A 25678-nucleotide genomic window follows, 5' to 3' on the forward strand; every position below is an offset into this window, starting at 1 on the left:
GCTAATTTAGATTATGTTTGAAAGTGAGTTATATATGAAAAAGAATGTCTTTATTTTTTTTATTGCATTATGTTTAATTATAGTCGTTATCATTACATTAGAGAAAGGACGCTATAAGTATCACCATGTCCAAGAAGTAGCAATATCTCTTTTAGAAGATTCATATTTCAAAGATCATATCAGTAACCTTCATACTGAGTTCAAAAATAAGGATATGATATGTATTACATTTGATTTAGATAAAGAATTTAATACTTTACCTACAAGTGAAAAATTTATGTTACTAGAATTATATAGTAAACAGATCCGTTATTTTTTACGAAACAGCGCATATGAAAACCCGTTGCATGATTCAAAAATACATTTAAAAGGGCAAATATCTTCCCTTCAATCTACTTTTGAATTAGTAAGTACCATCCCTAATAGCTATGAATTTTTCAAACTCGATAGTTCGTTAAAACAGAATGGTAAAGAAATATATAATACTGCACGTTATAAAAGTGAATTTAAGGACTTAGAGAAGCAATGGGATGATGATACAACAAATGGATATAGCCAAAAAGAAATATATTTATATGCAACAAGACTTTTCAACACTATGACAAACCGAGGAAAAAACTATCAACCAAAAACTGATTCGGAATTAATATTACAAGCTGTATTAGATAAATACGAGATTACTTATGAAGAGTATGATTATATTTATAAAAAGTATTCTTTAAATCTACATTAATTATGTGTAAGTAAACGCCAATTCCTATATAGAAGGAAATTGGCGTTTTTAGTATCTTATAGTGAATCATCTACTATTTATAATTTGATTTTCAAAATTGAATTTGCACTTTTCATAAAACTACACAGAAAATTAAAACTCATACATCAAAAAAGAATGAGCTATATAACAACTCCTTATTCGCTCTATTAATAACACTATGTTATCGATTTTTAATTATTTTGTTAATATCTATTATTTCAGATTATACGTATAATTCTTATATCGAACAGAGTTTAATAACGAAGGGGAGATTCATGATGGTAACGAAGGATACTTGGAATGCTCAATTATATGATGGAAAACATTCATTTGTTTCACAGTATGGAGATTCACTACTCGATTTATTAGAACCACAAGCAGAAGAAAAAATTCTTGATTTAGGCTGTGGAACAGGTGATTTAGCTAAGAAGATTGCTGACTACAAAGCATCTGTAGTTGGTATCGATCAATCTGTAAATATGATAAACCAAGCGAGAAGTAAGTACCCAAATATTGAATTCTCGGTCCAGGATGCAACGGAATTGAATTATGATAATGAATTTGATGCCGTTTTTTCAAACGCCACCCTACACTGGGTGAAGCCGCCACAACAAGCTCTTCATTGTATATATAAAAGTTTAAAACAAGGAGGAAGATTTATTGCTGAATTCGGTGGTAAAGGAAATGTTCAAGCTATAACCGATGCCATTATTAAACAATTAATAGAATCAGGGATAGATTATAAAGCAGAGCAGTTCCCTTGGTATTATCCTAGTATCGGCGAGTATGCATCACTCATGGAAGAAGAGGGCTTTAGAGTAACATTTGCACAACACTATGATCGCCCGACACCGTTAAACGATGATAACGGATTAAAGAACTGGATTAAGATGTTCGGTAGTACCTTTTTCGAAAACATTGATGAGAATAAAAAAGATGATATCCTAACAAAAGTTGAATCAAGCTTGAAAAGTGTTTTATATAAAGATGGAGTATGGATTGCTGATTATAAGAGAATACGTGTAATCGGAGTTAAGAATTGTTGAAAAGGGAATGAATCCATCTAATACACTAAATAAATAGAAGGCTGTTTCAAATTTGATACAGCCTTCTGTACATAAATCAAATATCATCCCGAATAGTTCGTCCAGAATAAAATTTCTTTTGTTCATCTATTTCATTTTCTTTCGCAGTTAATCTATTTGGCTTCATTTTAAACACAGCGGTCTTACTACCATAACTAGATTGATATGTTGCTACATGCTTTTTAGATAATGGTGATAAGTAATAGTTTGGTACATATTTATGTAACATCTCCTGCATGGCAGACGTTGCTTCGTCTAAATCGGTAACACGCTCGACAATTCCATTTGCAATTACACTCATATAAGCTGTATCAGTATTTGCTGGAACTGGATCAACCAATGTTCCATAGCTCTCACTTACTGTAAAGCATGCTCGTGGATTGGTTTTAATTATATCGATTTTTCTCCCTTCCTCCGCACCGTGAAAAAAGAAACATTCCTTATAATAAATAAAATTTAAAGGTATTACATAAGGAATTTCCCCATCAGCTAATCCTAGAAAACCCGTTTGCGCATTTGTTAAAAAAGCATCAATTCTAGCTTGATCTGTACAAGTATTACTCGCAAATCTAATTGAGTTTGTCATCAAAATTCACTCCCGTAAATTATTCATTATTTGTTTCCATTTCATTATCTAGTTTCTTTGCTTGTGGAAAATCTTCTAATAAACGGTCATTTATTTTTTGTAATTGTTCATTGTATGTTTTATAAGACTCACTTAAAATTTTTACATTTTCAATAAAAACATCATAATATCCGTTGTTCTTATGAAATTCTTTCAACATTAGCTGCATTTTATAGGCAGGGCTCGATTTAAATTCCTCAGAATTTCGATATTCCAAATACCACTCTAAACTTTCCTTGTTCTTTCCTATAAATTCATCATAGTTTTTTAATACTTCATGAAACCCTTCATCCATTTTGTTGAAATCTGCCATGTTTAACATATCCATTTGCTCTTCTAAATATCTTTGAATATCCTTTTCAAAATCTAAGCTATTTAGATTATCAAGATATTCAACAATATTATTGAAAGCCTTTATTTTCTCGACGCTATCTAAAGTGCCATTTAAAAATCTACCAAAGTGCACATATAAATATTTCCCGTAAACCCCTGGAAATGCTTGAAGCAATTTATCCTTAATTATCATGTGATGATCTAACTTATGTTCGATTTCTTGAAACGCATCCTCAACAGAAAGATTTTGATTTAAGTAACGTAATAAGTAATGCTGCTGCGCTTTTGCTTGTTCAATTTGAAATACTTGTTTATCTTGATAATTACGTAAGGCGAGTTGTTTATCATCGCTTTCGAAAACACTCTTAATATCAGAAACACTCATTCCTAGCTTTCTAAGGATATATATCTCCTTTAATATGGTGACATCTGTCTCATCATACATTCTATAACCATTACTATCATATTTTTTATCAATCAGACCAACTTGCTCATAATAGCTAATAGCTTTCTTTGTTAATTTGCAGAGTTTCGAAATTTCACCGATTTGCATCCTCTTCACCTCATTATTAATACTCCCTAATCCTAGCTTAAACTAGCCCCTTAGGGATTAGTCAACATTAATAGAGGTTACAACTATTTACTGCCTTTTACACAAAGCCATTTAGCATTATTGTTTTCAAAAAACTCAACTGTTCTAAAGCCAACATTCTTCAACAATTGTTCCATCTCTGCTTTCGTCTTATAAACTTTCATATGATAATTAATTTTATATTTCTCAGCTACGAGAAAGAATTCCCCATCCTGCTTCAGTACTCTTGAAATTTCCTTTACTGCATTTTCTAAATCAGACCAGAAATAATGAGTTTGAAAAGCTGATATAAGATCAAAGGTTTGGTCTATAAAAGGTAGATTTGTCACGCTTGCTTGCAATATTTCTACTTTTCCCTTTTGAACTTCTTGAATATTTAGCCGTATAGAATCTACCACTGCTTGTTCCGAATAATCGATTCCGTATATTTTTTCATATGTATTGGTTTGTGATAATAATTGAATTGCCTTTCCCCCGCCACAACCTATGTCGAGAAGTACAGACTCTCTATTGATTTTCATCTTTTTCATCGCCCATTTATTCATTCCAGCATGAGCAAAATTCATAATTCGAATCATAATTGAACCTATTGTTCCATTTGGCTTTTTTGCTTGCTCTATCAATTTATTCATCCAACTTATTTCCACAGCTCGCTCCCTTACTTCATTTCCATTATATAACATTTATGTTTTTAACTATATAATAACACTAAAAAACACGCTCGTTCTTCATTGAAGATCGAGCGTGTTTTTCTCATACTACATTTGCGTCTATCAAAGATAACAAGCAAGTGAAAAAATTAGTTATTCAATTATACCAAGCAAATAAGCTTCAGGATATTTCTTCACGAAAGCAGTGACGCTCTCATTTTGAACTGCGATGATGAGAGCTGTCGCAGGTCCAGCTGATTGATCAAGCCATTCTGGATTACACTTAGCAAATTCGTTAAAGTGATAACCATTTAAATCAGCTAGATTAGATGCTTCATAACGAATTCCCTTTGATCCAACTGGTACTAGCTCTAGTATATCTTGGCTTTTGACTAATTCTCTCACAAGTTGGTAAGACACTTCTAGATTTGGTTTCTCTAAAAGCGCTTGTCCCATTCTCGGTTCGCCAATTCCTAGAAGAGTTGCACCATTTTTGATATTATTGAGTTTTAATTGTTGTCTCGGTGAATAACCTGTTACGAATACACCGACACTCGTTTGACTCGTTGTCATATTTTCTTCTGTACTTCCATTTAACTCTAAATGAGCTAATCCAGCGCTATGTAACTCTTCTTGAATTCCACGAATAATTCTTTTACCCGTTGGATTCATTTCTACACCAACGACATTACTAATTGCGACAACTTCGGCTCCGCTTGCTAATACTTCTAAGAGAGCCACACGAGTAGTAAGCTTCCCTGTTAACTCGGGCGGAACACTTAACACATCATGTTCCTTCTCACCAATGCTTGCACTAATATCAACCGCCGTTACTAAACATTGTTCATTCGGAAGTGAAACGACAGTTAAATCTCTTGTTTGTACCATTTACTTCCCTCTCATTCTAAACTACATACTATTTCAGCCGTTTCGCCAAACCATGCCATATACTCGTCACTTCATCCGCTTTCTTCACAGCTTCTTGTTGAACCCAGCCAACTACATCACGCAAACGACGATCATGTTCTTCAATAGGAACTATGCCTCTGCCGATTTCAAGCATGATGAGCACTGCCTCTTGTTGTGAACAGACCCACTCTCGAAATATCTCCACAATTTCTTGATTCGATTGCCCAGCTTTAATCAGCTCGCTAATCCATATTTCGAATCCTTCGTAAACAACTGTATCACTTTGTTTCTCTTCTTTCATTGATTGTCCTTCATAAGCTGAAATCAGCTGAAACGATCCATATTTTTCTCTTACAAACTGGCGCTTTCCACTATAGGCACCACCGATGATGATGTGCATACCCAATCACCTCCAACTTCCAATACAATGGCTTGTCCAAAGTTCACATGAACATCCCAATACTTCATTTCCTTACAAAGTGCAGATACTATATGACGAATGACACCACCATGAGATACAACAGCAATCGTCTTACTGCGATTACTGTTTAAAAGCACTCGCTCCTGTATAAATGCAAGAACTCGCTCTCTAAAAGCAGGACCACATTCACCATTCGGAATACAATCCGTTTCCCAATGGTCTAACCAATGACAATAAGCAGGATTCTCTTTCAGCTGCTCATACGTTTTTCCTTCCCAATCACCGAAATGAATTTCACGTAAACGCTTGTCTAAGAAAAATTCATCATCGAAAAGATAACGTGCCGTCTGCTGACAACGAATTAAATCGCTGCTATAAATCTTCTCCACTGATTCATCAACCAACGCTAACCGAAGCGACTCATAATCATTCAATCGCTCTTGAATAACGGGTTCATCGGTATACCCCATGTACTTCTTCTGCTTATTAAATTCGGTCATCCCATGACGAATGAGAATAAGACGAATAGAATCATTACGTTCCATAGTTCTGCTCCTTCAATTGAAGTTCCAACAAGATCTCCATTTATTCCATTAAAATTCTTCACAGCCCATTTTCCATAAACAAAGGTAAACAACACTTGTAGCACAAGTAAAATAGCAAGTGGATAATACAGTACTATTATTACTGCTAGCCAACATAGTGCAATTACTATATCACTCCACGATAAATATTGGCGCCACATGTGAGCAAGACCTTTATTTTGTATAGGTGGAAAGCACTTTAACATTAGCAATGCTTGAAAACGCGCTAATGCAGGAATAAATAAGAATGCGATGATTAAATTATGCTGTTCATAATTCGAAACCAATTCATACAGAAAGCCCGCTTTCCAAATAAAAAGAAAAATAACAGCTAAAACCGCGAAGCTACCAATTCTTGAATCTTTCATAATTTCATATTTTTTGTCTAATGAGCCGTTTGACCCTACTGCATCAGCTACATCCATCCAGCCATCTAAATGTAAGCCACCAGTTGCATACACCCAAGCCGAAAGAATAGCTAATGTAACAAGGGTAGTGGGCAGAAATAAATCAGTTATAAAAAAGACCACACTAATAAAACAGCCGATTAATAACCCTGCAAACGGGAAAAAGCGCAATGCCCATTTCATACTATTCGTATTAATATCGCACGCAATTGGTAAAGGAAAACGCGTGAGAAATTGTAAAGATAACACCATACCATGTATAAAGTTTTTCATTATTTCCACCTAATTTGACAACCAGCCACTGTTTGAATGGCTTCGTCACAATGTTTTACTACATATTTATGTACCGCTTCTAAACTATACACGTAACTTTGCACACCATCATCTGGAATTGGCAATTCTTCATTCAAATCATTCGAAACCATAATAACTGTCATATTTTTATTCTTAGCTATTTGAAACACTTTTGAGAGCCGTTCAATCATCGAGTCATATGTTTTATTCTCCGAAAACATTACATTACTGCTCCAAACAGTTAAGCAATCAATAAGGATGACAGAAGAAGGCAACATTTCACGCATTCTTTCATCTAAGCGATACGGTTCTTCAATCGTTGTCCAAAGCTCTGAACGACTCTCTTGATGAAGATGAATACGCTCTGTCATTTCTTCATCATTATTCCTTTTTGTAGTCGCTACATAATATAAAGCTTGTGCCTGTTGTTGATTATAATAATCGACAGCCATTCGCTCAGCCTGAGAACTCTTCCCTGAACGAACACCACCAGAAATAAAAATTAACAAATTCGGTCTCTCCATTCTTTTAAATAACGAATGATGATTTCATTTTCTTCTCGTGTTCGAATTGCAAATCGTAACGCTTTCCCTTCAAGACCTTTAAAGTTATATGTATGCCTCGCCAGAATGCCTTTTTCCGCAAGAAAGATTAGCAAGGGCTCATGCTCTTCAAGAGATAAATCACGCAACAAATAGAAGTTAGTACTTGTATTAGACAACTGAAATCCCAATGCTGTTAACTGTTCGGAAAGCCATTGTTTTTCGTTTCTAATATATCTCGCTGTATCTTCTACAAAATCTTTACATTGCGGTAAGCAATCTATTAAGCTTAGCGCTACAGCATTTACGCTCCATGGGATTTGTAGCTTTGATACAAGTTCAATTGTTTCTGGACTTGCAATCATATAACCCAGCCTAATTCCCGGTACTGCATAGATTTTCGTTAACGAACGAAGAACGATAACATGTGGGTTGCTTTCACATAGCGATACAACACTACTTTCACCACCCGAAAAATGAATGAACGCTTCATCCACAACTACATATGTTTCATGAATTCTAGCCAGTTCAATTAATCGTTTCATCTCTTCAAAAGAAACAATCGTTCCCGAAGGATTATTTGGCCGACATACATATACTGCGTCATGTTCTGCGACAATCTCTTCTATATTCGCTGGTAAGAGACATGCATCCCATACTTCCTCATATAAAAAGCATGTATACTCTACATTGTGCGCTCTGCATGCTAATTCATATTCACTAAAAGAAGGGTGAAACAAAGCTACTTTCTTTCCTTTAAATAAAGCTGCGCTTAAGTGAATCGCTTCAGCTCCACCATTCGTTAATCGTATTTGATTAGGCTTTACATGTTCATACATAGCTACCTTATCAGTATGCTCACGATACGTTAAATCTGGATAATATGTGCTCTGATTCATAATTGCTCGTTGCATGGCTTCTTCCATGATTTTAGGCATACCGAACGGATTAATATTCGCGCTAAAATCTTTCACGCCTTTTGACTGTACCCCTTTTTCTTCAAGTACTGAAGAGATGACACTCGTTTTACCACCGTGCTCTGGCCAAACTGTTTTCATTATTCATATTCACCTCACAAATAACAGAGACGGTCAAAAAACCGCCTCTTCATTATTCAATCAATTTTTTACCGTTTCTCTCGATACTTCAGCATCATCAAATGTAGCCATTTCTCTGGCCATTCTTGTCGCTGCTTCTACTAATGGATACGCTAAAACCGCTCCACTACCTTCACCTAAGCGTAAGTTTAAAGTTAACAATGATTTCTTACCAAGAGCATCTAATGCAGCTGCATGACCAGGCTCTACTGAATGATGACCAGCAATCATATAATCTTGTACTTCTGGGCAGAATTTAGTAGCAACTAATGCACTCGCTGTACAAATAAATCCATCTAATAGAATAGGAATATGTTGTGATGCTGCATAAAGCATTGCACCTGCCATCGCACCAATTTCAAAACCACCTATTTTTTGTAATAAGTCTAGCGGATCATTGCAATCTGGCTGTAATACTTTTAATGCATCATCAATAACTCCTGCTTTGTAATCAAGTGCTGAAGCCGCCAAACCTGTACCTTGTCCTACTAGAGAACGCACATTCACACCGGTAATTGAAGCAACAATAGCTGAACTTGCCGTCGTATTAGCAATTCCCATCTCTCCAACAATGATTAATTTTGCACCTTTATTTATCATTGCTTCTGCACGTTTCATACCTACTTCGACAGAATGAATCGCTTCTTCTTTAGTCATAGCAGGACCTTTCGCAAAGTTCTTTGTCCCAAATCCTACCTTATCTACTACCAATCCATCTGCATCAATATTCGATTTCACACCTACATCTACAATTTCAATAAAACCATTTACACTTTTCGTGAATGCATTAATAGCTGCACCTTCATTTAAAAAATTCATAACCATTTGTGCTGTAACTTCTTGTGGATATGCCGAAACGCCTTCTTCTGCAATACCGTGGTCCGCTGCAAACACAATCACACCTGGCGGAAAGACCTCAGGAAGCTTACTACCTGTAATTTCTGCTAATTGAACTGCTACATTCTCCAGTTCTCCTAGGCTTCCGATTGGTTTTGTTAAATTATTAAGATGTTGTTGTGCCGCTTGTCCCATCTCTTTGTTAACCGCTTGTATATTCTCTACAACTGTCTTAATTCTTTCACTCATGCTTTTCTATCCCCTTTTGATTAATTCGTATACTTTCTTCATGTTGATATGTTGTTTCACATGCTCTGCAAGTCGTTCATATTCCTTCGCTTTTAGCTCTTCAATATGAAGTGTCCTTTCGATTGCAGGGAGTCCTTTAGCTGCTCTTATTCCATTTAAATAATTTCTTCTAAAATCATCATTATGGAACACATTATGTAAATAGGTTCCAATCACTTTACCACCATCTGTGCAACATCCTTCTTTTTCACCATTTAAAATAGCAAAGTGCTTAATTGGTTGTAACACATCAGCATGTCCCATGTGTACTTCATAGCCTTTTAATGGGCTAGAGCCATTGTCTAAGCAATCACTATATCCTTTTGAAACAACCGTTTTCTTCTCTGCTTTCATCTCCGTTACAACTGGAAGTAGTTTCAATCCTTCCATCTTCGTCACTTCTGATTCCACTTCTTCAGGGTCATGAATTTCTTCACCAAGCATTTGAAAACCGCCACAAATACCAAAAACATATGTGCCTTTTTCAGCTAGTTTCACAATTCGTTCTGCTAATCCAGTGTCTTCGATATATTGCATGGCATATGCTGTGTTTTTTGTACCTGGTAAAATAATCATATCAGGGTTTCCAAGCTGTGATGCTTTTTTCACGAAACGAATATTACAATCGATTTCTAAGCGCAAGGGGTCAATATCTGTAAAATTCGAAAAAGTTGGATGAGCAATAACCGCAATATCAATATCCCCTTCATCATTTGTTCCACCATTACTATATTGATCAAGAATTAGGCTATCTTCACCATCGATTTCCAAATTAGAAAGATACGGAATCACTCCAAGAACAGGTACACCTGTATATTCTTCAAACCAATCAAGTCCCGGCTGCAATAAAGCTACATCGCCCCTAAATTTATTAATGACCACACCTTTCACACGATGGCGATCTTCTTCAGGTAGAAGCTGAAGCGTTCCTACTAGACTTGCAAAAACCCCACCTCGGTCAATATCACCTACAAGAATAACTGGTGCATCAACCAATCGAGCGAGACGCATATTGACAAGTTCTCGATCATTCAAATTAATTTCAGCTGGAGAACCCGCACCTTCAATAACGATGCAATCATATTCATTAGCTAGAATCGAAAAGGATTCACTAATAGCCTGTAACCCTTTTTCATAAAACTCTTGGCGATAAGCCATCGCTTTCATATTACGATATGGCTTACCATGAAGCACAATTTGCGATTTCATATCACCAGACGGTTTAATTAAAATCGGATTCATATGTACAGATGCCTCTACACCAGCTGCTTCCGCTTGTATACCTTGTGCTCTTCCTATTTCCAGTCCATCATTCGTGATATATGAATTCAAAGCCATATTTTGCGATTTGAAAGGAGCAACAGCCATCCCCTCATTCGCAAAAATCCGGCATAATGCCGTTACGAAAATACTTTTCCCAGAATCGGAATGAGTACCTTGAACCATTAACGGAACTGCTTTTCCTCTAATTACCGTCATCCTCGTCCCACATCCTCTAATTAATAATCCACACCATATATTGCTTGGACACCGTCTTGATAATAATGCTTGTCTTCTTCAACAATCGAAACTAAATCCGCAAGATTTTTAATTTCCTGCTTTGCATCACGACCTGTAATGATGATATGTGTTGACTTTGGTTTTGTTTCTAACGCTTGAAGCACTTCTGATAAAGGAATTACATCATCAATAGGAAATTCTTCAATACGTAAAGCAATATTTAATTCATCAAGAATAACGACATCGTACTCTTCGTTTTGTAAAACTTCTTTCGCTTTCTGCCAAGCGCTTTTCAAAGCTGCTCGATTCACTTCAGCAGATTGTGTCCATGTACAACCTGCTCCTAATTGATACACTTCACAGCCTAATCTTTCTAATGCAATTTGATCTCCATAATCACGATCAGGTGATTTAATAAATTGCAGCATAATTACCTTCATATCTCTACCTAATGCGCGTGCTGCAAGTCCCACAGCTGCAGTTGTTTTTCCTTTTCCATCACCTGTATATACTAAGATTTTCCCTGACATTTTCCCAACCCCTATTTTTATACGAAAAATAAATAAGACGCCAAAGCTACAGGTAGCTAGGCGCCTTATACTTCGAAAATTATGTATTTCTCTCGTATGTTAAACACTAGAAGAGAAATCACAAAGTCTACATATAGACAACATGCTCCCTTGAGCAATTGTTGCAATACTCTATCTAAAGGAGGTATCCTGACTTAGCTTCATCCGATTATCCCACCTTCCCAAATCATCTTCGATTCAGTGGTTCTTACACGGGATTACGTCCACCTTACAGTAGTTAGGGTCTGTAGAGGATTCTCACCTCTTTCCCTTACCTTTAAACAGTTACATTTTCATGAACTTCTTTTTCCAACTTAGTGGTAATGCCACATAAACAATTTCTGCTATTACTAAATTGCAAAGCGCAGCGAGTGCTAAAGCTGGAAATAAAACAAATGCCATGTCCTTAATAAGTGGATACAGTGCTAAAAGTGAAATTGGACAGTTGAACAGAAACATAACTACTCCCGATCCTATAATGGCAACTACATGATTCACTCTTTGCTCAAGCCATCTTCTCGATACACTATAAAAATACATCGTTAATGCCATCATAAGTGCAATAATTAGATGAACAGGCAGAGATAACGGAAAACCCGAAAGTAGTGATGAAATAATATGCCCAAAGAAACCTAAAGCCATACCATAGTATGGTCCAAGAAGTAATGTGCCTATTAAGGCAGGAGCAGCATCCAAGGCAATTGAACCCATGAATTTAATATTCCCTCCAATAAAACACATTGCCACAAACAAAGAACATAAAGTTATTTTTTGTATCTTCACCGCAAGCTCCTTACTTATGTATGTCATGTTATATAATTATATTATAAAATCGTCAATCTATCGAAACAAGCCACTCTGTACATAAATAGCAATATAATGACATCGTCGATAAATCGTCTATTCTACTTTACCATTTATTCTTTTACAAAACACAGTACTAGTATTAAACATTAATTATTCAACCACTATACAGAAAAAAAGAAACATCAATATAGTACATACATATACTATCCCTAAATTGTAGCTACACTCATATCAGTTGAGAATATTTACAAAAAAAGGTTAAATTAAGCTAACACATATTCGGAGGTTCATATAATTGTATAAACTACTAAAAATTATCATTCTATGTATTGCTAGCATGTCCTTACTGTACATTGGATTCACTCATTATCAAATGCAAAAACACAAAAACAATAATCCCACCTCTGGCGCAGACTATATGATTGTACTTGGCGCAAGAGTACATGGAACGGAACCATCATTATCATTACAATACCGGATTAATACTGCTGCAGACTATTTACTAAAAAGCCCAAATACAATTGCAATTGTTTCAGGTGGACAAGGAGTTAATGAAGATATTTCCGAAGCTCAAGTAATGAAAGATGGATTAATAGCTTTAGGGGTAGATAGACAAAGAATTATTAAAGAAGATCAATCTACGTCAACTTATGAAAATATTAAATTTTCAAAAAAACTAATAAAAGATAGTGCTAAGCGAATTATAGTTGTAACAAATGATTATCATCTATACCGTTCCATTCTAATTGGTAATCAATACGGATTAGATTTAGAAGCTTTACCAGCCAAAACCCCGAAACAAGCTTTATTAAAATCTTATGCTCGAGAGTATTTAGCTTTAATTAAATATTATCTACTTTCGATGACTAATCAGATTAACTAATAGAAGAAATAAACTAACGATTTTTTCCTTTTTCAATTGCTTATGATAAAGTATATATGGAAGAATTAATATTGGAGTTGAGTGAATGCCACACACAAAAAGAAGTAATTTATCCCCAGGAATGCTAGTGGATATAGTACTGAAGAAAGATCAACGAACTGGAACATTAACAAGAGGGACCATTAAACGATTACTGACTAAATCAGCAGTTCATCATCATGGAATTAAAGTAGAACTAACCGATGGACAAGTTGGAAGAGTAAAACATATTATACAAAATTAATGCCTGTAGAAGCTTGTAGTGAGAAAATCATTTATTCTCTGCAAGCTTATTTACTTTGCTTTGAATGAAATACTAAAGAAGCCTTTTATATGAATTTTTTTTACATAAAAGACATATATGGAAAATATGTAATGACTAAAGGATAACGATAACATGCCTATTTTTGGGGGAAAAATAGATTATATATGAGTTTTTCTACTGACTAAGTTCCTTCGCTCTCACCTGTTTTATCCTCTTTCTATGTTTCCATAGAAATCCAAACGGCAGATGGTCATCACTACTACGAACTCGCCGCCATCTTAACTAGCTTCATAGGTAGCTAACACACCTCTTCTAGTAAGACTTCAAACGTTCCGTTGTTTATATCCCTTCTTTTAATTACCTTAGGTCTCCACTATTCAACAATGAGAAAGATCAGTTTAATAGTCAATTTTGCTGATCTCCACTACACCATATAAGATGTACGGATAAATACTAAACTCCTAGCATTTAATAGTATTTACTACCTCACCTTGCGTAACACATGGATTCGTCGCCTGACCATAGTAACCTTTTAAGGAGCCCCGCGAGACATTATTAGTTGTCCCTACGTCTTCACCTGACTTCATCCCTTTTGTTTGTTAGAACATCACTGGATGCAGGAGGATTAGGCACTTGTTCTTCGACTATTCAACAAGGTTAGGAATCTCACCTAACAATTCCAAACAACAGTTAGAGAATAAATTATCGCCACAGTCATCTAAGTCATAGCTTGAATAACTATCAACTATAAACTGTAAACTAATAACTCCTCCACTTATTTCGCTCTTATCTAGCTTATAAAGTAACGTTTCGTTTATTTTTGTTCAGGAGTAACTTGACTAGCTTTGTGTAAGAAAATTGCATAATCACCACGTTTTGCAGGATTGTTCGTACCGAATTGCTTTTCAGAAATACCATTTGTAATTTGGTTGCTTACTAATGCTGTAACAGCCTCTTTATATGAAGGTGCAACATCTGTAAAAGCAAGGTCAGAAGAACCTTTTAACTCGAAACCTCTTTGAATCCATTTTGCTAATTCACCACGAGTAATCAAAGCATGGCTATCAAATTTCGTAGTTGTTTTACCATTTGTAATACCTGCTGCTTTAAGTGCATTTACATGTTCAACAGCACGGGCTGGTACATCTGTAAATCCTGAAGCAGGAGCTGATTTAATATCAAGCTCTAATACCTTAGCGATCATAACAGCTGCATCCACACGCTTAATGTTGTCATTTACACCAAATTTGTTACCTGGTAAACCGTCAACACCTTTAGATACTAAGAAATCAACAGCTTCTTTGTACTTCGGAGCAACATCAGTAAAACTTGCAGCAGATGCTAGTGGTGCGATTGCTGAAGCTACTAAAGTTGCGGTTGCTGCAGTAGCAACGAACTTACGATAAGACTTTGTTCCTTGAGTCATGCAATAAATCCTCCTAATAGTGAAAAAATTATGATGATAGCTTTCTACCAAGTTCACAAAGTATTATTCTAGTATTTTTTAACCATACCAACTTACACTTTGTTCCGTTGGTAGACAATTTAAGCATAACCTTCAAAAACTGAAAAAATCAACCAATTTCATTTTTCTAACATAATTTTATTTTAATAAAAACATAGTTTTTTCACATATTTGTCAAGATTATTCAATGTTATGCGTCTGTTTAAAATTATCTATAAATAATTATTTACATGGTGTTAATATTAGGTTACTATGTCGTAAAATAAACTAATTTTGGGGAAAATAGTTTACATTGAGTTTTTACTGATAGCACGCCGTATGCGCTGAAAGGCGCCCGTACGGTGTAGGCCTAGTGTTAAGCTAGGAATAGCGAAGAAACGCAAAAAATTAGCGAAGTAAGAAAGATTGCCGTAGGCTCTCCTGCTACAGCTACAGGAACTGTAACAGCTGTTTTAGGAAGCACTACTTATATTCAAGACGATAGTGCTGGAATTGTACTATACGGTAGTAACTTAGGGCTTCAAGTAGGCGATAAAGTTCAAGCATCAGGAACTATGGATGACTACCGCTCTCTACTACAAATTCGAGTAACTAAAGAAGATGTAACTGTTCTAGGTCAAGAAGGAGTACCTACTCCTGAAACAGTAACTGCTGCCAATTTAGAAGAAAGCAAAGAAGCTACACTTCTAACATTCAAAAATGTAAAAATTGAATCAGTAAGCAGCGGTAATTTTACCGCAATTGATGAAAACGGAAAGAGCTTTATGATTCGTCCACAAAATGCATCAATTCTAGAAGTTGGCAAAACATATGATGTAATCACAGGTGTACTTAGCTCATTCAATGATGTTTATCAGCTTATTCCAAGAGATGTAACAGATGTAATTGAAGATGCTACTAAGGTTCAACCAGTTGAAGCTAATCCCGGTTCAGGATTTGTGAAAGAAGGTCAAGAAGTGACTTTAACTTCTAACACAGCTGGTGCAACCATTTATTACACTACTGATGGATCAGAGCCTACTACATCGAGCACTGCTTATACAAAACCAATCACTGTTTCAGAAGCTATGACAGTGAAAGCTATTGCTGTGAAAGAAGGCTTAACATCAAGCCCAATGGCTACATTCACATATACAATTCAAACAGAAGATATTCGCATTCATGATATTCAAGGTGCTTCTCACACATCACCTCTAAATGACTTAAACGTAAACGATGTAGAAGGAATCGTTACACACGTTGTGGATAAAAACAGCTTCTACATGCAAGACCAGCAACCAGATAACGACGACAACACATCTGAAGCAATTCTTGTTAACAAAACAGGTCATAACTTAAAAACTGGTGATGTAATTGAAGTAACTGGTGAAGTACAAGAAATTCATTTAGATGGATACGCTGAAAAGACAGAAACGGATTTAACTGCAACTAGTATTGCAGCTCAGTCTATTGAGAAAACAGCTACTGGACAAGATTTACCGGAGTCAGTTGTACTTGGTAAAGACCGTAAAGCACCAACTGAAATAATTGATAATGATAGCTTTGCGAAGTTTGATCCAGAAGAAGACGGAATTGACTTCTTCGAGAGCTTAGAAGGTATGCTTGTAGAAGTGGAAAATCCTAAAGTTGTAGCTCCACAAAGCTACGGTGATGTTGTTGTTCTACCTAAAGACGGTGTTACAAATACAACTGCAGGTGGATTAAAAATCACAGAAACGGATTACAATCCAGAAAGAATTACAATCGGCTTAAACGATAAGAATTTCGTAGTAAAAGCTGGCGATTCTTTCGACGGTTCAATCACAGGTGTAATGAGCTACAGCTTCAGCAACTACAAAGTATTAACTGACAAAACAAAATTACCAAAGTTAATTGAAGGCACAACAGCTCGTGAAATTACTTCTATTCAACCAACTGAAGATAAATTAACGATTGCAACATACAATGTTGAGAACTTCTCAGCTGCAACAGATGATGAAAAAATAACAAAGATTGCCCAATCAATCATTGATAACTTAAAAACACCTGACATTATCCAATTAACAGAAGTTCAAGATGGGGACGGTCCAGCTGATTCTGGTAACTCAAGTGCTGATGAAACATATAAAGTACTAATCAAAAAGATTGCTGAACTTGGTGGTCCAACATATTCATTCACTGATATCGCACCTGAAAACAATAAAGATGGAGGCGCACCAGGCGGAAACATCCGTGTAGGTTTCCTATACAATGCTGAGCGTGGCGTAACATTAACTGATGGAATAGAAAAAGGTACTGCAACTGAAGCCGTTAGCTATGATGGAGAAAACCTATCTCTAAATCCTGGTCGAATCGATCCAACTAATGAAGCTTTCAATTCAAGCCGTAAGCCATTAGCTGCTCAATTCGAATTCAATGGTGAAAAAGTGATTTTAGTAGCAAACCACTATAATTCTAAAGGCGGAGACCAACCATTATTCGGAATCAACCAACCTGCTATCTTAAAAAGTGAAGTACAGCGTAATCAAATCGCAACTATTGTTAATGGTTTTGTAAAAGACATTAAAGCTAAAAATAAGGATGCGAACGTAGTTTTATTAGGAGATTTCAATGACTTCGAATTCTCTAACCCATTGAAAATCACAAAGGGTACTGAACTAACAAACATGATTGAAAAAGTTCCTTTCGAAAAGCGTTATACTTACTCTTATCAAGGAAATTCTCAAGTACTAGATCATATCCTTGTTTCAAATAATATGACTGCTGCAACAACAGTTGATATTGTTCACATTAACTCTTCATTCATGGAAAAACACGGACGTGCTAGTGACCATGATCCAGTGTTAATTCAAACAAAATTAGCTAAAGCAAATTAAAAAAAGGGCTGTTCGAAAAGTGATTTTCAACCACTTTTCGGACGCCCTTACGCTTTTTTTTTACCATTCGAAATCGTGTTCATTTAAATCTTATTTTTGCTTAGTAGACTAAAAAAGCTGATTTTTGGCGCTTTTAGTCAAGATGAAACTCAAATGACTCTCTAATAAATCAACGAATTTCATTCTCATACATACAAATCAATTTAACAAATAAGACTTATTGAAGACAGCCTATTTTCTTAATCTGGTTTATAATTCTGCTACCTTTACAATTGTACGTCCTGTCATTTTACCTGCCAATATTTTCGGAAAAACATCTACTAACTCTTCCAATGAAACCTCCTGAATACCTACATTTAATACCGGCTCTGGTTTCAAATCTGTTGCAATTCGATCCCATAAAGGTTGGCGAGTATCCATTGGACATTGTACAGAATCAATTCCAATTAACTGTACACCTCTTAAAATAAATGGAAAAACAGTTGTTGGTACATTAACTCCACCTGTCATCCCACTTACAGCGACCGCTCCACCGTACTTCACATTTGGTAAAACCGCTGCTAATGTTTGACCTCCTACAGGATCAACAACTCCAGCCCATTGCATTCTTCCAAGTGGGCGGATTTTCTCAGGTACTACTTCTTCTCTTGATATAACCTTACTCGCTCCAATTTCTTGTAAAAATTCATGCGCTTCTTGCTTTCCAGAGCTCGCTACTACTGTATAACCTTTATTGTTCAGCATTGAGACAGCCATGCTTCCTACTCCACCAGTAGCACCTGTTACTAGTACCTCTCCATGTTCTGGTTTTACTCCCTTTTGTTCCAACGCCTGTACAGATAAAGCAGCTGTAAAACCTGCTGTTCCAATCATCATCGCTTCTTTCAATGTTAATCCTTTTGGTATCGCTACTACCCAATCAGCAGGTACACGAATATACTCACTATAACCGCCAAAATGTGATACACCTAAGTCATATCCTGTTACGAGAACAGCATCACCTTCAGCAAAACGAGCATCCGTTGATTCTGCAACCACACCCGCTGCATCAATACCTGGAATAAACGGGTATTCTCTAACGATATTTCCATTAGGAATAGTCGCTAATCCATCTTTGTAATTTACACTTGAATAGGCAACACGAATAACTACATCACCTTGTGGCAAATCTTCTTTCGTAATCTCTTTCAAATGTAGCGACGTTTCTTCCCCTTGCTTTTCAACAAAAAGCGCTTTAAATGTCATACATCATACTCCTTCCGAAATTAATCTACTATGTATTATGAATCTATGGAGCTATTAGTATTAATCATATATTATATCTTCGATTTTCGTAAGTACTCTTTGGCTACTTCCGCTGCACTTTTTCCTTCTACATTTACTTGATAATTCATCTCTCTCATATCATCGTCACTTATTTTTCCAGCAAGTTTATTTAATGCTTTAACGATTTCAGGATATTGTTTTACCGTTTCATTTCGCAATAGTGGAGCTCCTTGATAAGGCGGAAACAACTCTTTATCATCCTCTAACACTTGTAATTGATATTGTCGAATTTCACTATCCGTAGAATAAGCATCTAGCACTTGGATATCTCCTGTTTTGATTGCATTGTAGCGCAATTTTGGTTCCATTGTTACAACATTAGCTAGTTTGATATTATATAATTTTTGTATACCTCGATAGCCATCTTCGCGATCATTAAACTCTAATGTAAAACCTGCTTTAATATTTTTTTGTACCGCTCGTAGGTCAGAAATATTTTTCAACTGATATTGTTCAGCAATTTGCTTAGATACTGCAAGGGCATACGTATTGTTATAGCTCATCGGCTTTAACAATGTCATATCAAATTGCTCTAACATTCCCTTGCTAGCTTGCTCATATACTTCCGCACGATTATTACTAACTGCCTTTTCTTTCAAAAATTCAGAGATCGCCGTTCCCGTAAATTCTGGATAAATATCAATATCGCCTGATTTTAATGCGTTAAAAACAAATGATGTTTTTCCAAAACCAGGTTTTAATTCAACCTGTAAATCCGTTTCTTCTTCAATGAGAATCTTATACATATTAATTAATATTTCTGGCTCTGAACCTAGCTTTCCAGCAATCACTACCTCTTTATTATTCGTGCTACTCAAAAACGGGATGACAATCATCAACAATGAGATAACAACGATTACACTAAGCGTCATAACCGATTTTTTGAAGGATAGTTTCTCAAATCGTTTCAATAAAAAATCAAAGAAAAGCGCTAATAAAGCAGCTGGAATTGCACCTAAAACAATAAGTGAAGTATTATTACGATCAATTCCTAATAATATAATATCCCCTAAACCTCCTGCTCCAATAAGAGCAGCAAGAGTCGCAGTTCCTACAATTAATACCATAGCAGTTCGAATACCCGCCATGATAACAGGCATAGCTAAAGGTAGTTCAACCCTCAATAAGCGCTGTTTCGTATTCATCCCCATTGCCATCGCCGCTTCTTTCAAAGAAGCATCTACTTCATTAATTCCTGTATATGTATTTCGCAAGATTGGAAGTAAGGCATATACAACAAGAGCAATAATAGCTGGAACTTTACCAATACCGAATAACGGAATTAATAGACCCAATAACGCCAAAGAAGGAATCGTCTGTAAAACAGCACTAACACCAATTATACTTTCAGCAATCTTTTGTTTTCTTGATAAATAAATACCTAACGGAATAGAAATGACAACAGCAAAAAGCAGAGCAATGAAAGAGATTTGAATATGTTCTAATAACGCTGATAACAGTTCTCCTTTTCTCTCCGAAAAAACAGTCATGAATGAACTCATCTTCTTGCCCCACTTTCACTTAACACACCTTGTGTATCACGAAGAACTATTTGTTGGTTTTGACCTACAAATGTTTCTACAAATTCATTAGCTGGATTGTATACTATCTCTTCCGGCGTACCCAATTGTTCTATTTCTCCATCCTTCATAACAAGAATACGATCACCTAGCTTTAAAGCCTCTTGCATATCATGTGTAACAAACACGAGTGTTTTACGTATTTTTCGTTGCAATTCAAGCATATCGTCTTGTAATTTCATTCTACTAATTGGATCAAGCGCACTAAATGGTTCATCCATTAAGATAATTTCCGGGTCAGCCGCTAACGCTCTTATTACTCCAATTCTTTGTTGCTGTCCCCCTGAAAGTTCATTCGGTTTTCGATTACGATACATTTCGGGATTAAGCCCAACCATCTCTAATAATTCATCCACTCTCCGTTCCACTCGCTTACGGTCCCACTTCTTTAACTCCGGCACAACCGCAACATTCTCAGCAATCGACATATGTGGAAACAATGCAATTTGTTGTAATACATAACCAATATTCCATCTTAATTCATGGATATTATATTCACTAATCGACTTTCCATTTATTGAGACCTCTCCAGCAGATATTTCAATTAAGCGATTGATCATTTTTAACATCGTTGTTTTTCCACAACCGCTCGGCCCAATAATGACAAAGAATTCTCCTTGCTCTATTTCCACATCAAGATTTCGAACTGCAAATGTATCATCTTGATAACATTTAGAGACATTAGTAAATTTAATCACAGCTTTCACTCCTTTATTCTTTTGATAGGCAATTACCAAACTTACATATATAATGAAAGACTTCCTGCTATTTGTCACTTAATAGACTTCGAAACAATCACAACTTCCATTCATCTCTATTAAATTCCCAAATAACCTATGCTAAAACTTGTTTCATGGAAAACTATGAAAAATGACCGAACTGTCCTATTATCATTTCATCAAAAAAAGGTTTATAGTAATAAAGAAAAAACTACTTCTACATAACGTTTCATTTAACAAGGAGAAAAACAATTTATGTTTAAAAAATTATATTCAGCTTGGATTTTAGGAGGATTACTACTGATATTAGTCGGTATTCTTATTTACTTTCTAAATAATCAACCAGAAGTTATCAAAGATGAAAGTCATAAAAAAGCAGATAAAAAAATTCTCGAAGTGAATGATTACGGAGGAGAACATCTTCAAACTGTCGGGCAAAAAGTACACCAGAAAAATTTTAGTACATTGAAACTTGTTAAGAACATTCCTGTCAACAAAAATTATAAAATGTCATCAATGATTATTACTATTAAGGACATACGAATAATAGAACTATCCGATATGGACGATGATACTAAGGAGTCACTTAGCGCCTATACAGGATTAACTTTTGAAGAAGCCGCTAAACGTCATTATAAGGAAAACTTAAGCATGGAGGAAATCGGTGAAATAGCAGAATTCTCAAAAATAGAAATTGATAAGAAAATAACCTATTTCGAAATTACCTATTCGGTTCAAAATACTTCTTCCAAAGAAGTGCAATTTTTTAGTTTACAAGATTGTACCTTTAATGACGATCTTACTTATTCCGTTCCAGATAATAACTTCATCTTTTCAGATGATACTTTTATGGGAACAAAAAGCGTCAGCAGGATTGATTATAAACCAAATGAAAAGCGTGAAGGAATTATTGGATTAATAAATGATTCAGGAGATGTAATCAAACAAATAACCTCCTTTTCTTTCACAACAGATGATTTACTTGATGGTGATACACATGAATTAATCGAAAAAGCAAAAACATTTAAGTTAGACTTTTCGAAATAAAGAAAAGCGCCATAAATTAACCATTTCAAGTAACCTAACCGATATTATCAATTAGATGTAAACAAGAATAAAGCATCTTAAAAACGTAATGAGGCTGTCCCAAGAATGATTTTCAATCATTTTTGGGACAGCCCTTTGGCTTTTACATACTCTTATTCAAAATCCCCAAAACAGTTCGCAATTCATCTACCGGAATTTGCCCTGGTGCGGATATTTCTTTACCAGCACCAAAGGTCATTGCTGAACCAAACACTTCACCAGCTAAACGACTAAGAACTCCCATTCCTCCCATAGACATTGTAATAATTGGCGTATTAGCGTACTGTGTCTTCATCGTATTAGTAGCATCTAACAACGTAATGACATCCGATACCGAAGTTGGCATAACAGCAATTTTCGGAAGATCCGCTCCATATTCTTGCATTCTACATAAACGATTAAGGATTTCTTCTTTAGGAGGTGTTTTCTCGAAATCATGATTTGACATAATGACATACACACCTTGTTCCTTCGCTGTTGTAACAAGAGAGTTAATAATTGACTCACCCATATATAACTCGACATCTACTAAATCAATTGCCTCAGAAAGAATCGCTGTCTTATTCAATTCCAAATAATACACATCACTAACTTCTTTATTGCCACCTTCTTTATGACTTCTGAAAGTAAATAGTAATAATTGATCAGTAAATACACTTCTTAATTTAGAAAGCATATCAACAACTGATACTAAATTCTCAACTTCTTCATAGCAGTCTACACGCCACTCTACCACATCAGGAGCTAGCGATTTTACCGTTTCCGCTTCTGGTAGAAGAGCTTCTTCTGTTTTACCAACTAGTGGAACAATTACTTTAGGGCTTCCTTCTCCAATGATGACATTTTTTATAGATAATGCACTCATAACCCATCTCCCTTTCCGTTATTACTATAAAAAAAGGAAGTAAATAGTCGTACCTTTAAAAGTACAAGCATCTACTTCCTCGTAATTATTCATACAAATTCCAAGCTAGCTTTAACGAACTTACAATATAATCTGCAACCTCTTCAATATCTTGATGATCCGTTGTAATCTTTGAATGATGGTGAGAATAAATTTCTTGTCTTTCATTAAACAATTCTTCTATTTGCTCAATTGTTCGACCTTGCAAAACAGGACGACTATCAATAATTAAACTAATTCGTTCTTTCCAAGACTCCCAAGAAAGATCAAGAAAAAGAACCATACATTTTTCCAAACAAACTTTTCGTATTTCCTCCTGCAGAAATGCCCCGCCACCTAAAGAAATAATTTTAAGCTTCTTATTACACATGTCTGTAATAACATTCTTTTCTTTCTCACGAAAAGCCTTTTCACCAATCGACTTGAAGATTTCTGTAACTGGCATGCCATATTCTTTTTCAATTTCCGCATCAATATCTATAAAATCACGATAAAGTTTCTTTGCTACCAGTTCTCCAATTGTCGTTTTACCTACTCCCATGAATCCTATAAACACGATGTTTCGTTCTTTAAGAGACATTTCTTGGCTACTCATACCTCATGGTCCCCTTGCTATCTATGATTATATTTTGTTTTTAAATAACGTTATCTTGTAAACATAAGTAAAATTATATACTAATTGAATTAGCTTGTAAAACTGATTTATTGGAATTATTAGTTTATTGACAAGCTATTTTCTAAGCTTATATAAGCCAACAAGCGCATCACTAATTGTACTAATAATGGCCACTAACATAATCCCAAAAGTCGAATTACTCCATAACTGATTAACAATATCATATCCTTCGCTACCTTTCGAAATTACATCAGCAGCTACTAGATCCGCTAACAAATCAGGATTCAATAAAGATAGGTTAGACAATAAAATGTATAGCACTGTCAAAGTTACCACATCACAAATAAAAGAAAAACCAACTAACTTATAAGTCCATCTTCCAGTTATAAGCTTTAAGCAACTCTTCAGAATAGAAATGCCTAGTAGAAAAATGATAAGCGGTAAATAAGCCGATATCGTTTCTTCGTTGAAAATTGAAATGATTTTAGTTGCATTATCATGAACAAGATAAACCCCTATATATTGACTTAAAAAAACAAACAGCACAACAAAGAATACACTGAACACAATGCTAACAATCGGTTCACTTCGTTTAATTTGGTTTTTCGGTGTTGGAACAGGCTCAAGATCTGTAATCTTCCAAGCATCATCATGTAGAAAGTCTTTTGACTTTCCTACATTGAAATATTGCATACAAGCAAATACAATCGTCACCCATCCTATTCCTTGTGCTGTAATTGTAATTAATGAACCTAAATAACTGCCAATATGATAAATAATCGACTTTTGTTCCATAATCATTTCTATCACTACACTTACAGTCATGGATATAGCTAGTGCCATCACAACAATCTTTAGAACTGTCACATAAGAGTGATATAATTCCGGACCAATTAAGAATGTTTTTGTATCACGATAACGTTCCGCTAATTGTTTCGGGCTACCTAGTTCTAATAGTACCCCTTCCACTTCTTTATCCGTAATTTTGCCACCTTGTGCACTTTCCTCCAACATATCCGCGATTAAACCTTGCAGTTCTTTTGTAATTTCTTCTTGTTGTGATTTCGGAAGTCTTTTTGTAACGGCATAAATATACCGATTAACCATCTCCATTCTTCTTACCTCCCTTATCATAAATCAAAAGGTTCATGCTATTAACCATGCCTTCCCACTCTATACATAATTGTTCATATACTTCTCTACCTAATTGACTTAATAAATAATATTTTCTTGGTCTTGCCTCGTTCGTATCCCACTCACTCTGTAACAAACCTTGCTTTTCTAATCTTCTGAGCAAAGGGTATAGCGTTCCTGGTTCTACTTGAATTCCTTTATCCCCTAACATTGTAACGAGGGAATAACCGTACTGAGGTTCCGATAGCTGACTTAGCACACCTATTGTAATGGTTCCTCTTCGTAATTCTTGCATCAATTTATCAATGTGTTCTTTTACAGCATTCATAAAATCAACTCCTACTTACAGTATAGTGTACGACACACACTATTGTAAATAGCACATCAATATAAATAGCAAAATATTATATATTGTTCAAACAAATAAAAAAGGAAGATGTTCTTCTTCCTTCCTCCATTTCTGCTTCCCATTCATTTCCTTTATATAAGGAAACAGGCAGCATTTTATTTTC

At 35.4% G+C, this 25678-nt stretch carries 26 protein-coding genes, 1 pseudogene and 1 riboswitch; of the genes and pseudogenes, 6 read left to right on the forward strand and 21 right to left on the reverse strand.

Features of this window, described 5'->3' with window-relative positions; translation table 11 throughout:
- The first annotated feature begins 34 nt into the window (after positions 1 to 34).
- Together TX86_RS13855 and TX86_RS13860 are read left to right on the forward strand one after the other, a co-directional pair.
- Positions 35 to 733 carry a hypothetical protein gene (locus TX86_RS13855; RefSeq protein ID WP_042349372.1) on the forward strand — a complete coding sequence of 233 codons (699 nt, stop codon included), beginning with the start codon at positions 35 to 37 and terminating at the stop codon, positions 731 to 733.
- Positions 734 to 1032: 299 nt separating this feature from the next.
- A complete protein-coding gene (locus TX86_RS13860; RefSeq protein WP_042349373.1) occupies positions 1033 to 1800 on the forward strand; it encodes a class I SAM-dependent methyltransferase in 768 nt (255 codons plus the stop codon).
- A gap of 76 nt (positions 1801 to 1876) precedes the next feature.
- Here the strand turns inward: TX86_RS13860 and TX86_RS13865 are convergent, their stop codons facing one another.
- The 13 genes from TX86_RS13865 to TX86_RS13925 form a co-directional block, all read right to left on the reverse strand.
- Entirely contained in the window at positions 1877 to 2425 is a 549-nt protein-coding gene (locus tag TX86_RS13865; RefSeq protein ID WP_042349374.1) for a pyridoxamine 5'-phosphate oxidase family protein, read from the reverse strand.
- Positions 2426 to 2444: 19 nt separating this feature from the next.
- Positions 2445 to 3350 carry a MerR family transcriptional regulator gene (locus TX86_RS13870; protein WP_042349375.1) on the reverse strand — a complete coding sequence of 302 codons (906 nt, stop codon included), beginning with the start codon at positions 3348 to 3350 and terminating at the stop codon, positions 2445 to 2447.
- Positions 3351 to 3433: 83 nt separating this feature from the next.
- Positions 3434 to 4030: a class I SAM-dependent methyltransferase gene (locus tag TX86_RS13875; RefSeq protein ID WP_042350491.1), complete on the reverse strand. Its 597-nt coding sequence runs from the start codon at positions 4028 to 4030 to the stop codon at positions 3434 to 3436.
- Between the two features lie 162 nt (positions 4031 to 4192).
- The gene (locus tag TX86_RS13880) at positions 4193 to 4927 is read right to left on the reverse strand and encodes an AIR synthase related protein (protein WP_042349376.1); all 735 of its coding nucleotides are present in this window, start codon (positions 4925 to 4927) and stop codon (positions 4193 to 4195) included.
- Positions 4928 to 4955: 28 nt separating this feature from the next.
- Positions 4956 to 5348, reverse strand: coding sequence for a bifunctional adenosylcobinamide kinase/adenosylcobinamide-phosphate guanylyltransferase (locus TX86_RS13885; RefSeq protein WP_042349377.1), 393 nt, complete (start codon positions 5346 to 5348; stop codon positions 4956 to 4958).
- Positions 5300 to 5914 (reverse strand): histidine phosphatase family protein, encoded by a 615-nt coding sequence (locus tag TX86_RS13890; protein WP_042349379.1) that lies wholly within the window; start codon positions 5912 to 5914, stop codon positions 5300 to 5302. Before TX86_RS13890 ends, TX86_RS13885 begins: the two co-directional genes overlap by 49 nt.
- Positions 5866 to 6633 carry an adenosylcobinamide-GDP ribazoletransferase gene (gene cobS, locus TX86_RS13895; protein ID WP_042349380.1) on the reverse strand — a complete coding sequence of 256 codons (768 nt, stop codon included), beginning with the start codon at positions 6631 to 6633 and terminating at the stop codon, positions 5866 to 5868. Before cobS ends, TX86_RS13890 begins: the two co-directional genes overlap by 49 nt.
- The gene (locus tag TX86_RS13900) at positions 6633 to 7163 is read right to left on the reverse strand and encodes a bifunctional adenosylcobinamide kinase/adenosylcobinamide-phosphate guanylyltransferase (protein ID WP_042349381.1); all 531 of its coding nucleotides are present in this window, start codon (positions 7161 to 7163) and stop codon (positions 6633 to 6635) included. Before TX86_RS13900 ends, cobS begins: the two co-directional genes overlap by 1 nt.
- Positions 7157 to 8254, reverse strand: coding sequence for a pyridoxal phosphate-dependent aminotransferase (locus TX86_RS13905; RefSeq protein ID WP_042349382.1), 1098 nt, complete (start codon positions 8252 to 8254; stop codon positions 7157 to 7159). Before TX86_RS13905 ends, TX86_RS13900 begins: the two co-directional genes overlap by 7 nt.
- 60 nt (positions 8255 to 8314) lie before the next feature.
- Positions 8315 to 9379, reverse strand: a complete 1065-nt coding sequence (gene cobT / locus TX86_RS13910) for a nicotinate-nucleotide--dimethylbenzimidazole phosphoribosyltransferase (protein WP_042349383.1) — start codon at positions 9377 to 9379, stop codon at positions 8315 to 8317.
- 6 nt (positions 9380 to 9385) lie between these two features.
- Entirely contained in the window at positions 9386 to 10897 is a 1512-nt protein-coding gene (locus tag TX86_RS13915) for a cobyric acid synthase (RefSeq protein WP_042349384.1), read from the reverse strand.
- 20 nt (positions 10898 to 10917) lie between these two features.
- Positions 10918 to 11448, reverse strand: coding sequence for a cob(I)yrinic acid a,c-diamide adenosyltransferase (locus tag TX86_RS13920; protein ID WP_042349385.1), 531 nt, complete (start codon positions 11446 to 11448; stop codon positions 10918 to 10920).
- A gap of 162 nt (positions 11449 to 11610) precedes the next feature.
- Positions 11611 to 11782: riboswitch (cobalamin riboswitch) on the reverse strand.
- On the reverse strand, positions 11773 to 12270 hold the full coding sequence (locus TX86_RS13925) for an ECF transporter S component (RefSeq protein ID WP_042349386.1): 498 nt from the start codon (positions 12268 to 12270) through the stop codon (positions 11773 to 11775). Its footprint overlaps the riboswitch before it by 10 nt.
- Before the next feature lie 361 nt (positions 12271 to 12631).
- On the opposite strand from TX86_RS13925, the gene TX86_RS13930 reads away from it, so the two are divergent.
- Positions 12632 to 13177 (forward strand): YdcF family protein, encoded by a 546-nt coding sequence (locus tag TX86_RS13930; protein WP_042350492.1) that lies wholly within the window; start codon positions 12632 to 12634, stop codon positions 13175 to 13177.
- A gap of 85 nt (positions 13178 to 13262) precedes the next feature.
- Positions 13263 to 13460 (forward strand): YwbE family protein, encoded by a 198-nt coding sequence (locus tag TX86_RS13935; protein WP_042349387.1) that lies wholly within the window; start codon positions 13263 to 13265, stop codon positions 13458 to 13460.
- 835 nt (positions 13461 to 14295) lie between these two features.
- Here the strand turns inward: TX86_RS13935 and TX86_RS13940 are convergent.
- Positions 14296 to 14907: an S-layer homology domain-containing protein gene (locus TX86_RS13940; protein WP_052343673.1), complete on the reverse strand. Its 612-nt coding sequence runs from the start codon at positions 14905 to 14907 to the stop codon at positions 14296 to 14298.
- Between the two features lie 593 nt (positions 14908 to 15500).
- Here TX86_RS13940 and TX86_RS13945 point away from each other — a divergent pair.
- Positions 15501 to 17801, forward strand: a complete 2301-nt coding sequence (locus tag TX86_RS13945; protein ID WP_052343674.1) for a DUF8508 domain-containing protein — start codon at positions 15501 to 15503, stop codon at positions 17799 to 17801.
- A gap of 249 nt (positions 17802 to 18050) precedes the next feature.
- On the opposite strand, the gene TX86_RS13950 is transcribed toward TX86_RS13945, so the two are convergent.
- The 3 genes and pseudogenes from TX86_RS13950 to TX86_RS13960 all read right to left on the reverse strand — a co-directional run.
- Positions 18051 to 19046: an NADPH:quinone oxidoreductase family protein gene (locus TX86_RS13950; RefSeq protein WP_042349388.1), complete on the reverse strand. Its 996-nt coding sequence runs from the start codon at positions 19044 to 19046 to the stop codon at positions 18051 to 18053.
- A 71-nt stretch (positions 19047 to 19117) separates the two neighbouring features.
- A complete protein-coding gene (gene opuFB, locus TX86_RS13955; RefSeq protein WP_042349389.1) occupies positions 19118 to 20629 on the reverse strand; it encodes an osmoprotectant update ABC transporter permease/substrate-binding subunit OpuFB in 1512 nt (503 codons plus the stop codon).
- Between the two features lie 44 nt (positions 20630 to 20673).
- Positions 20674 to 21405: pseudogene (locus tag TX86_RS13960) on the reverse strand (ABC transporter ATP-binding protein); the annotation flags it as partial.
- A 276-nt stretch (positions 21406 to 21681) separates the two neighbouring features.
- Here TX86_RS13960 and TX86_RS13965 point away from each other — a divergent pair.
- Positions 21682 to 22473: a hypothetical protein gene (locus TX86_RS13965; protein WP_042349390.1), complete on the forward strand. Its 792-nt coding sequence runs from the start codon at positions 21682 to 21684 to the stop codon at positions 22471 to 22473.
- Positions 22474 to 22615: 142 nt separating this feature from the next.
- Here the strand turns inward: TX86_RS13965 and aroD are convergent, their stop codons facing one another.
- From aroD to TX86_RS13985, 4 genes are all read right to left on the reverse strand, one after another.
- On the reverse strand, positions 22616 to 23377 hold the full coding sequence (aroD, locus tag TX86_RS13970) for a type I 3-dehydroquinate dehydratase (RefSeq protein ID WP_042349391.1): 762 nt from the start codon (positions 23375 to 23377) through the stop codon (positions 22616 to 22618).
- A gap of 85 nt (positions 23378 to 23462) precedes the next feature.
- Positions 23463 to 24011, reverse strand: a complete 549-nt coding sequence (locus tag TX86_RS13975) for a shikimate kinase (RefSeq protein WP_042349392.1) — start codon at positions 24009 to 24011, stop codon at positions 23463 to 23465.
- Between the two features lie 135 nt (positions 24012 to 24146).
- Complete coding sequence (locus TX86_RS13980; RefSeq protein ID WP_042349393.1) at positions 24147 to 25145, reverse strand: HAAS signaling domain-containing protein; 999 nt, start codon at positions 25143 to 25145, stop codon at positions 24147 to 24149.
- Positions 25132 to 25494 carry a PadR family transcriptional regulator gene (locus tag TX86_RS13985; protein WP_042349394.1) on the reverse strand — a complete coding sequence of 121 codons (363 nt, stop codon included), beginning with the start codon at positions 25492 to 25494 and terminating at the stop codon, positions 25132 to 25134. The genes TX86_RS13980 and TX86_RS13985 overlap by 14 nt, the downstream gene beginning before the upstream one ends.
- Positions 25495 to 25678: the final 184 nt, after the last annotated feature.

The sequence above is a fragment of the Bacillus massiliigorillae genome, assembly GCF_000380245.2.
Lineage (GTDB): Bacteria > Bacillota > Bacilli > Bacillales > DSM-1321 > Bacillus_AD > Bacillus_AD massiliigorillae.

Bases quoted from the DNA above. Each gene is read 5' to 3' on its own strand.
- TX86_RS13855 (WP_042349372.1), top strand. From the start codon at position 35: ATGAAAAAGAATGTCTTTATTTTTTTTATTGCATTATGTTTAATTATA.
- TX86_RS13860 (WP_042349373.1), top strand. From the start codon at position 1,033: ATGGTAACGAAGGATACTTGGAATGCTCAATTATATGATGGAAAACAT.
- TX86_RS13865 (WP_042349374.1), bottom strand. From the start codon at position 2,425: ATGACAAACTCAATTAGATTTGCGAGTAATACTTGTACAGATCAAGCT.
- TX86_RS13870 (WP_042349375.1), bottom strand. From the start codon at position 3,350: ATGCAAATCGGTGAAATTTCGAAACTCTGCAAATTAACAAAGAAAGCT.
- TX86_RS13880 (WP_042349376.1), bottom strand. From the start codon at position 4,927: ATGGTACAAACAAGAGATTTAACTGTCGTTTCACTTCCGAATGAACAA.
- TX86_RS13885 (WP_042349377.1), bottom strand. From the start codon at position 5,348: ATGCACATCATCATCGGTGGTGCCTATAGTGGAAAGCGCCAGTTTGTA.
- TX86_RS13890 (WP_042349379.1), bottom strand. From the start codon at position 5,914: ATGGAACGTAATGATTCTATTCGTCTTATTCTCATTCGTCATGGGATG.
- cobS (WP_042349380.1), bottom strand. From the start codon at position 6,633: ATGAAAAACTTTATACATGGTATGGTGTTATCTTTACAATTTCTCACG.
- TX86_RS13905 (WP_042349382.1), bottom strand. From the start codon at position 8,254: ATGAAAACAGTTTGGCCAGAGCACGGTGGTAAAACGAGTGTCATCTCT.
- cobT (WP_042349383.1), bottom strand. From the start codon at position 9,379: ATGAGTGAAAGAATTAAGACAGTTGTAGAGAATATACAAGCGGTTAAC.
- TX86_RS13915 (WP_042349384.1), bottom strand. From the start codon at position 10,897: ATGACGGTAATTAGAGGAAAAGCAGTTCCGTTAATGGTTCAAGGTACT.
- TX86_RS13920 (WP_042349385.1), bottom strand. From the start codon at position 11,448: ATGTCAGGGAAAATCTTAGTATATACAGGTGATGGAAAAGGAAAAACA.
- TX86_RS13930 (WP_042350492.1), top strand. From the start codon at position 12,632: ATGTCCTTACTGTACATTGGATTCACTCATTATCAAATGCAAAAACAC.
- TX86_RS13935 (WP_042349387.1), top strand. From the start codon at position 13,263: ATGCCACACACAAAAAGAAGTAATTTATCCCCAGGAATGCTAGTGGAT.
- TX86_RS13940 (WP_052343673.1), bottom strand. From the start codon at position 14,907: ATGACTCAAGGAACAAAGTCTTATCGTAAGTTCGTTGCTACTGCAGCA.
- TX86_RS13945 (WP_052343674.1), top strand. From the start codon at position 15,501: ATGGATGACTACCGCTCTCTACTACAAATTCGAGTAACTAAAGAAGAT.
- TX86_RS13950 (WP_042349388.1), bottom strand. From the start codon at position 19,046: ATGACATTTAAAGCGCTTTTTGTTGAAAAGCAAGGGGAAGAAACGTCG.
- opuFB (WP_042349389.1), bottom strand. From the start codon at position 20,629: ATGAGTTCATTCATGACTGTTTTTTCGGAGAGAAAAGGAGAACTGTTA.
- TX86_RS13965 (WP_042349390.1), top strand. From the start codon at position 21,682: ATGTTTAAAAAATTATATTCAGCTTGGATTTTAGGAGGATTACTACTG.
- aroD (WP_042349391.1), bottom strand. From the start codon at position 23,377: ATGAGTGCATTATCTATAAAAAATGTCATCATTGGAGAAGGAAGCCCT.
- TX86_RS13975 (WP_042349392.1), bottom strand. From the start codon at position 24,011: ATGAGTAGCCAAGAAATGTCTCTTAAAGAACGAAACATCGTGTTTATA.
- TX86_RS13980 (WP_042349393.1), bottom strand. From the start codon at position 25,145: ATGGAGATGGTTAATCGGTATATTTATGCCGTTACAAAAAGACTTCCG.
- TX86_RS13985 (WP_042349394.1), bottom strand. From the start codon at position 25,494: ATGAATGCTGTAAAAGAACACATTGATAAATTGATGCAAGAATTACGA.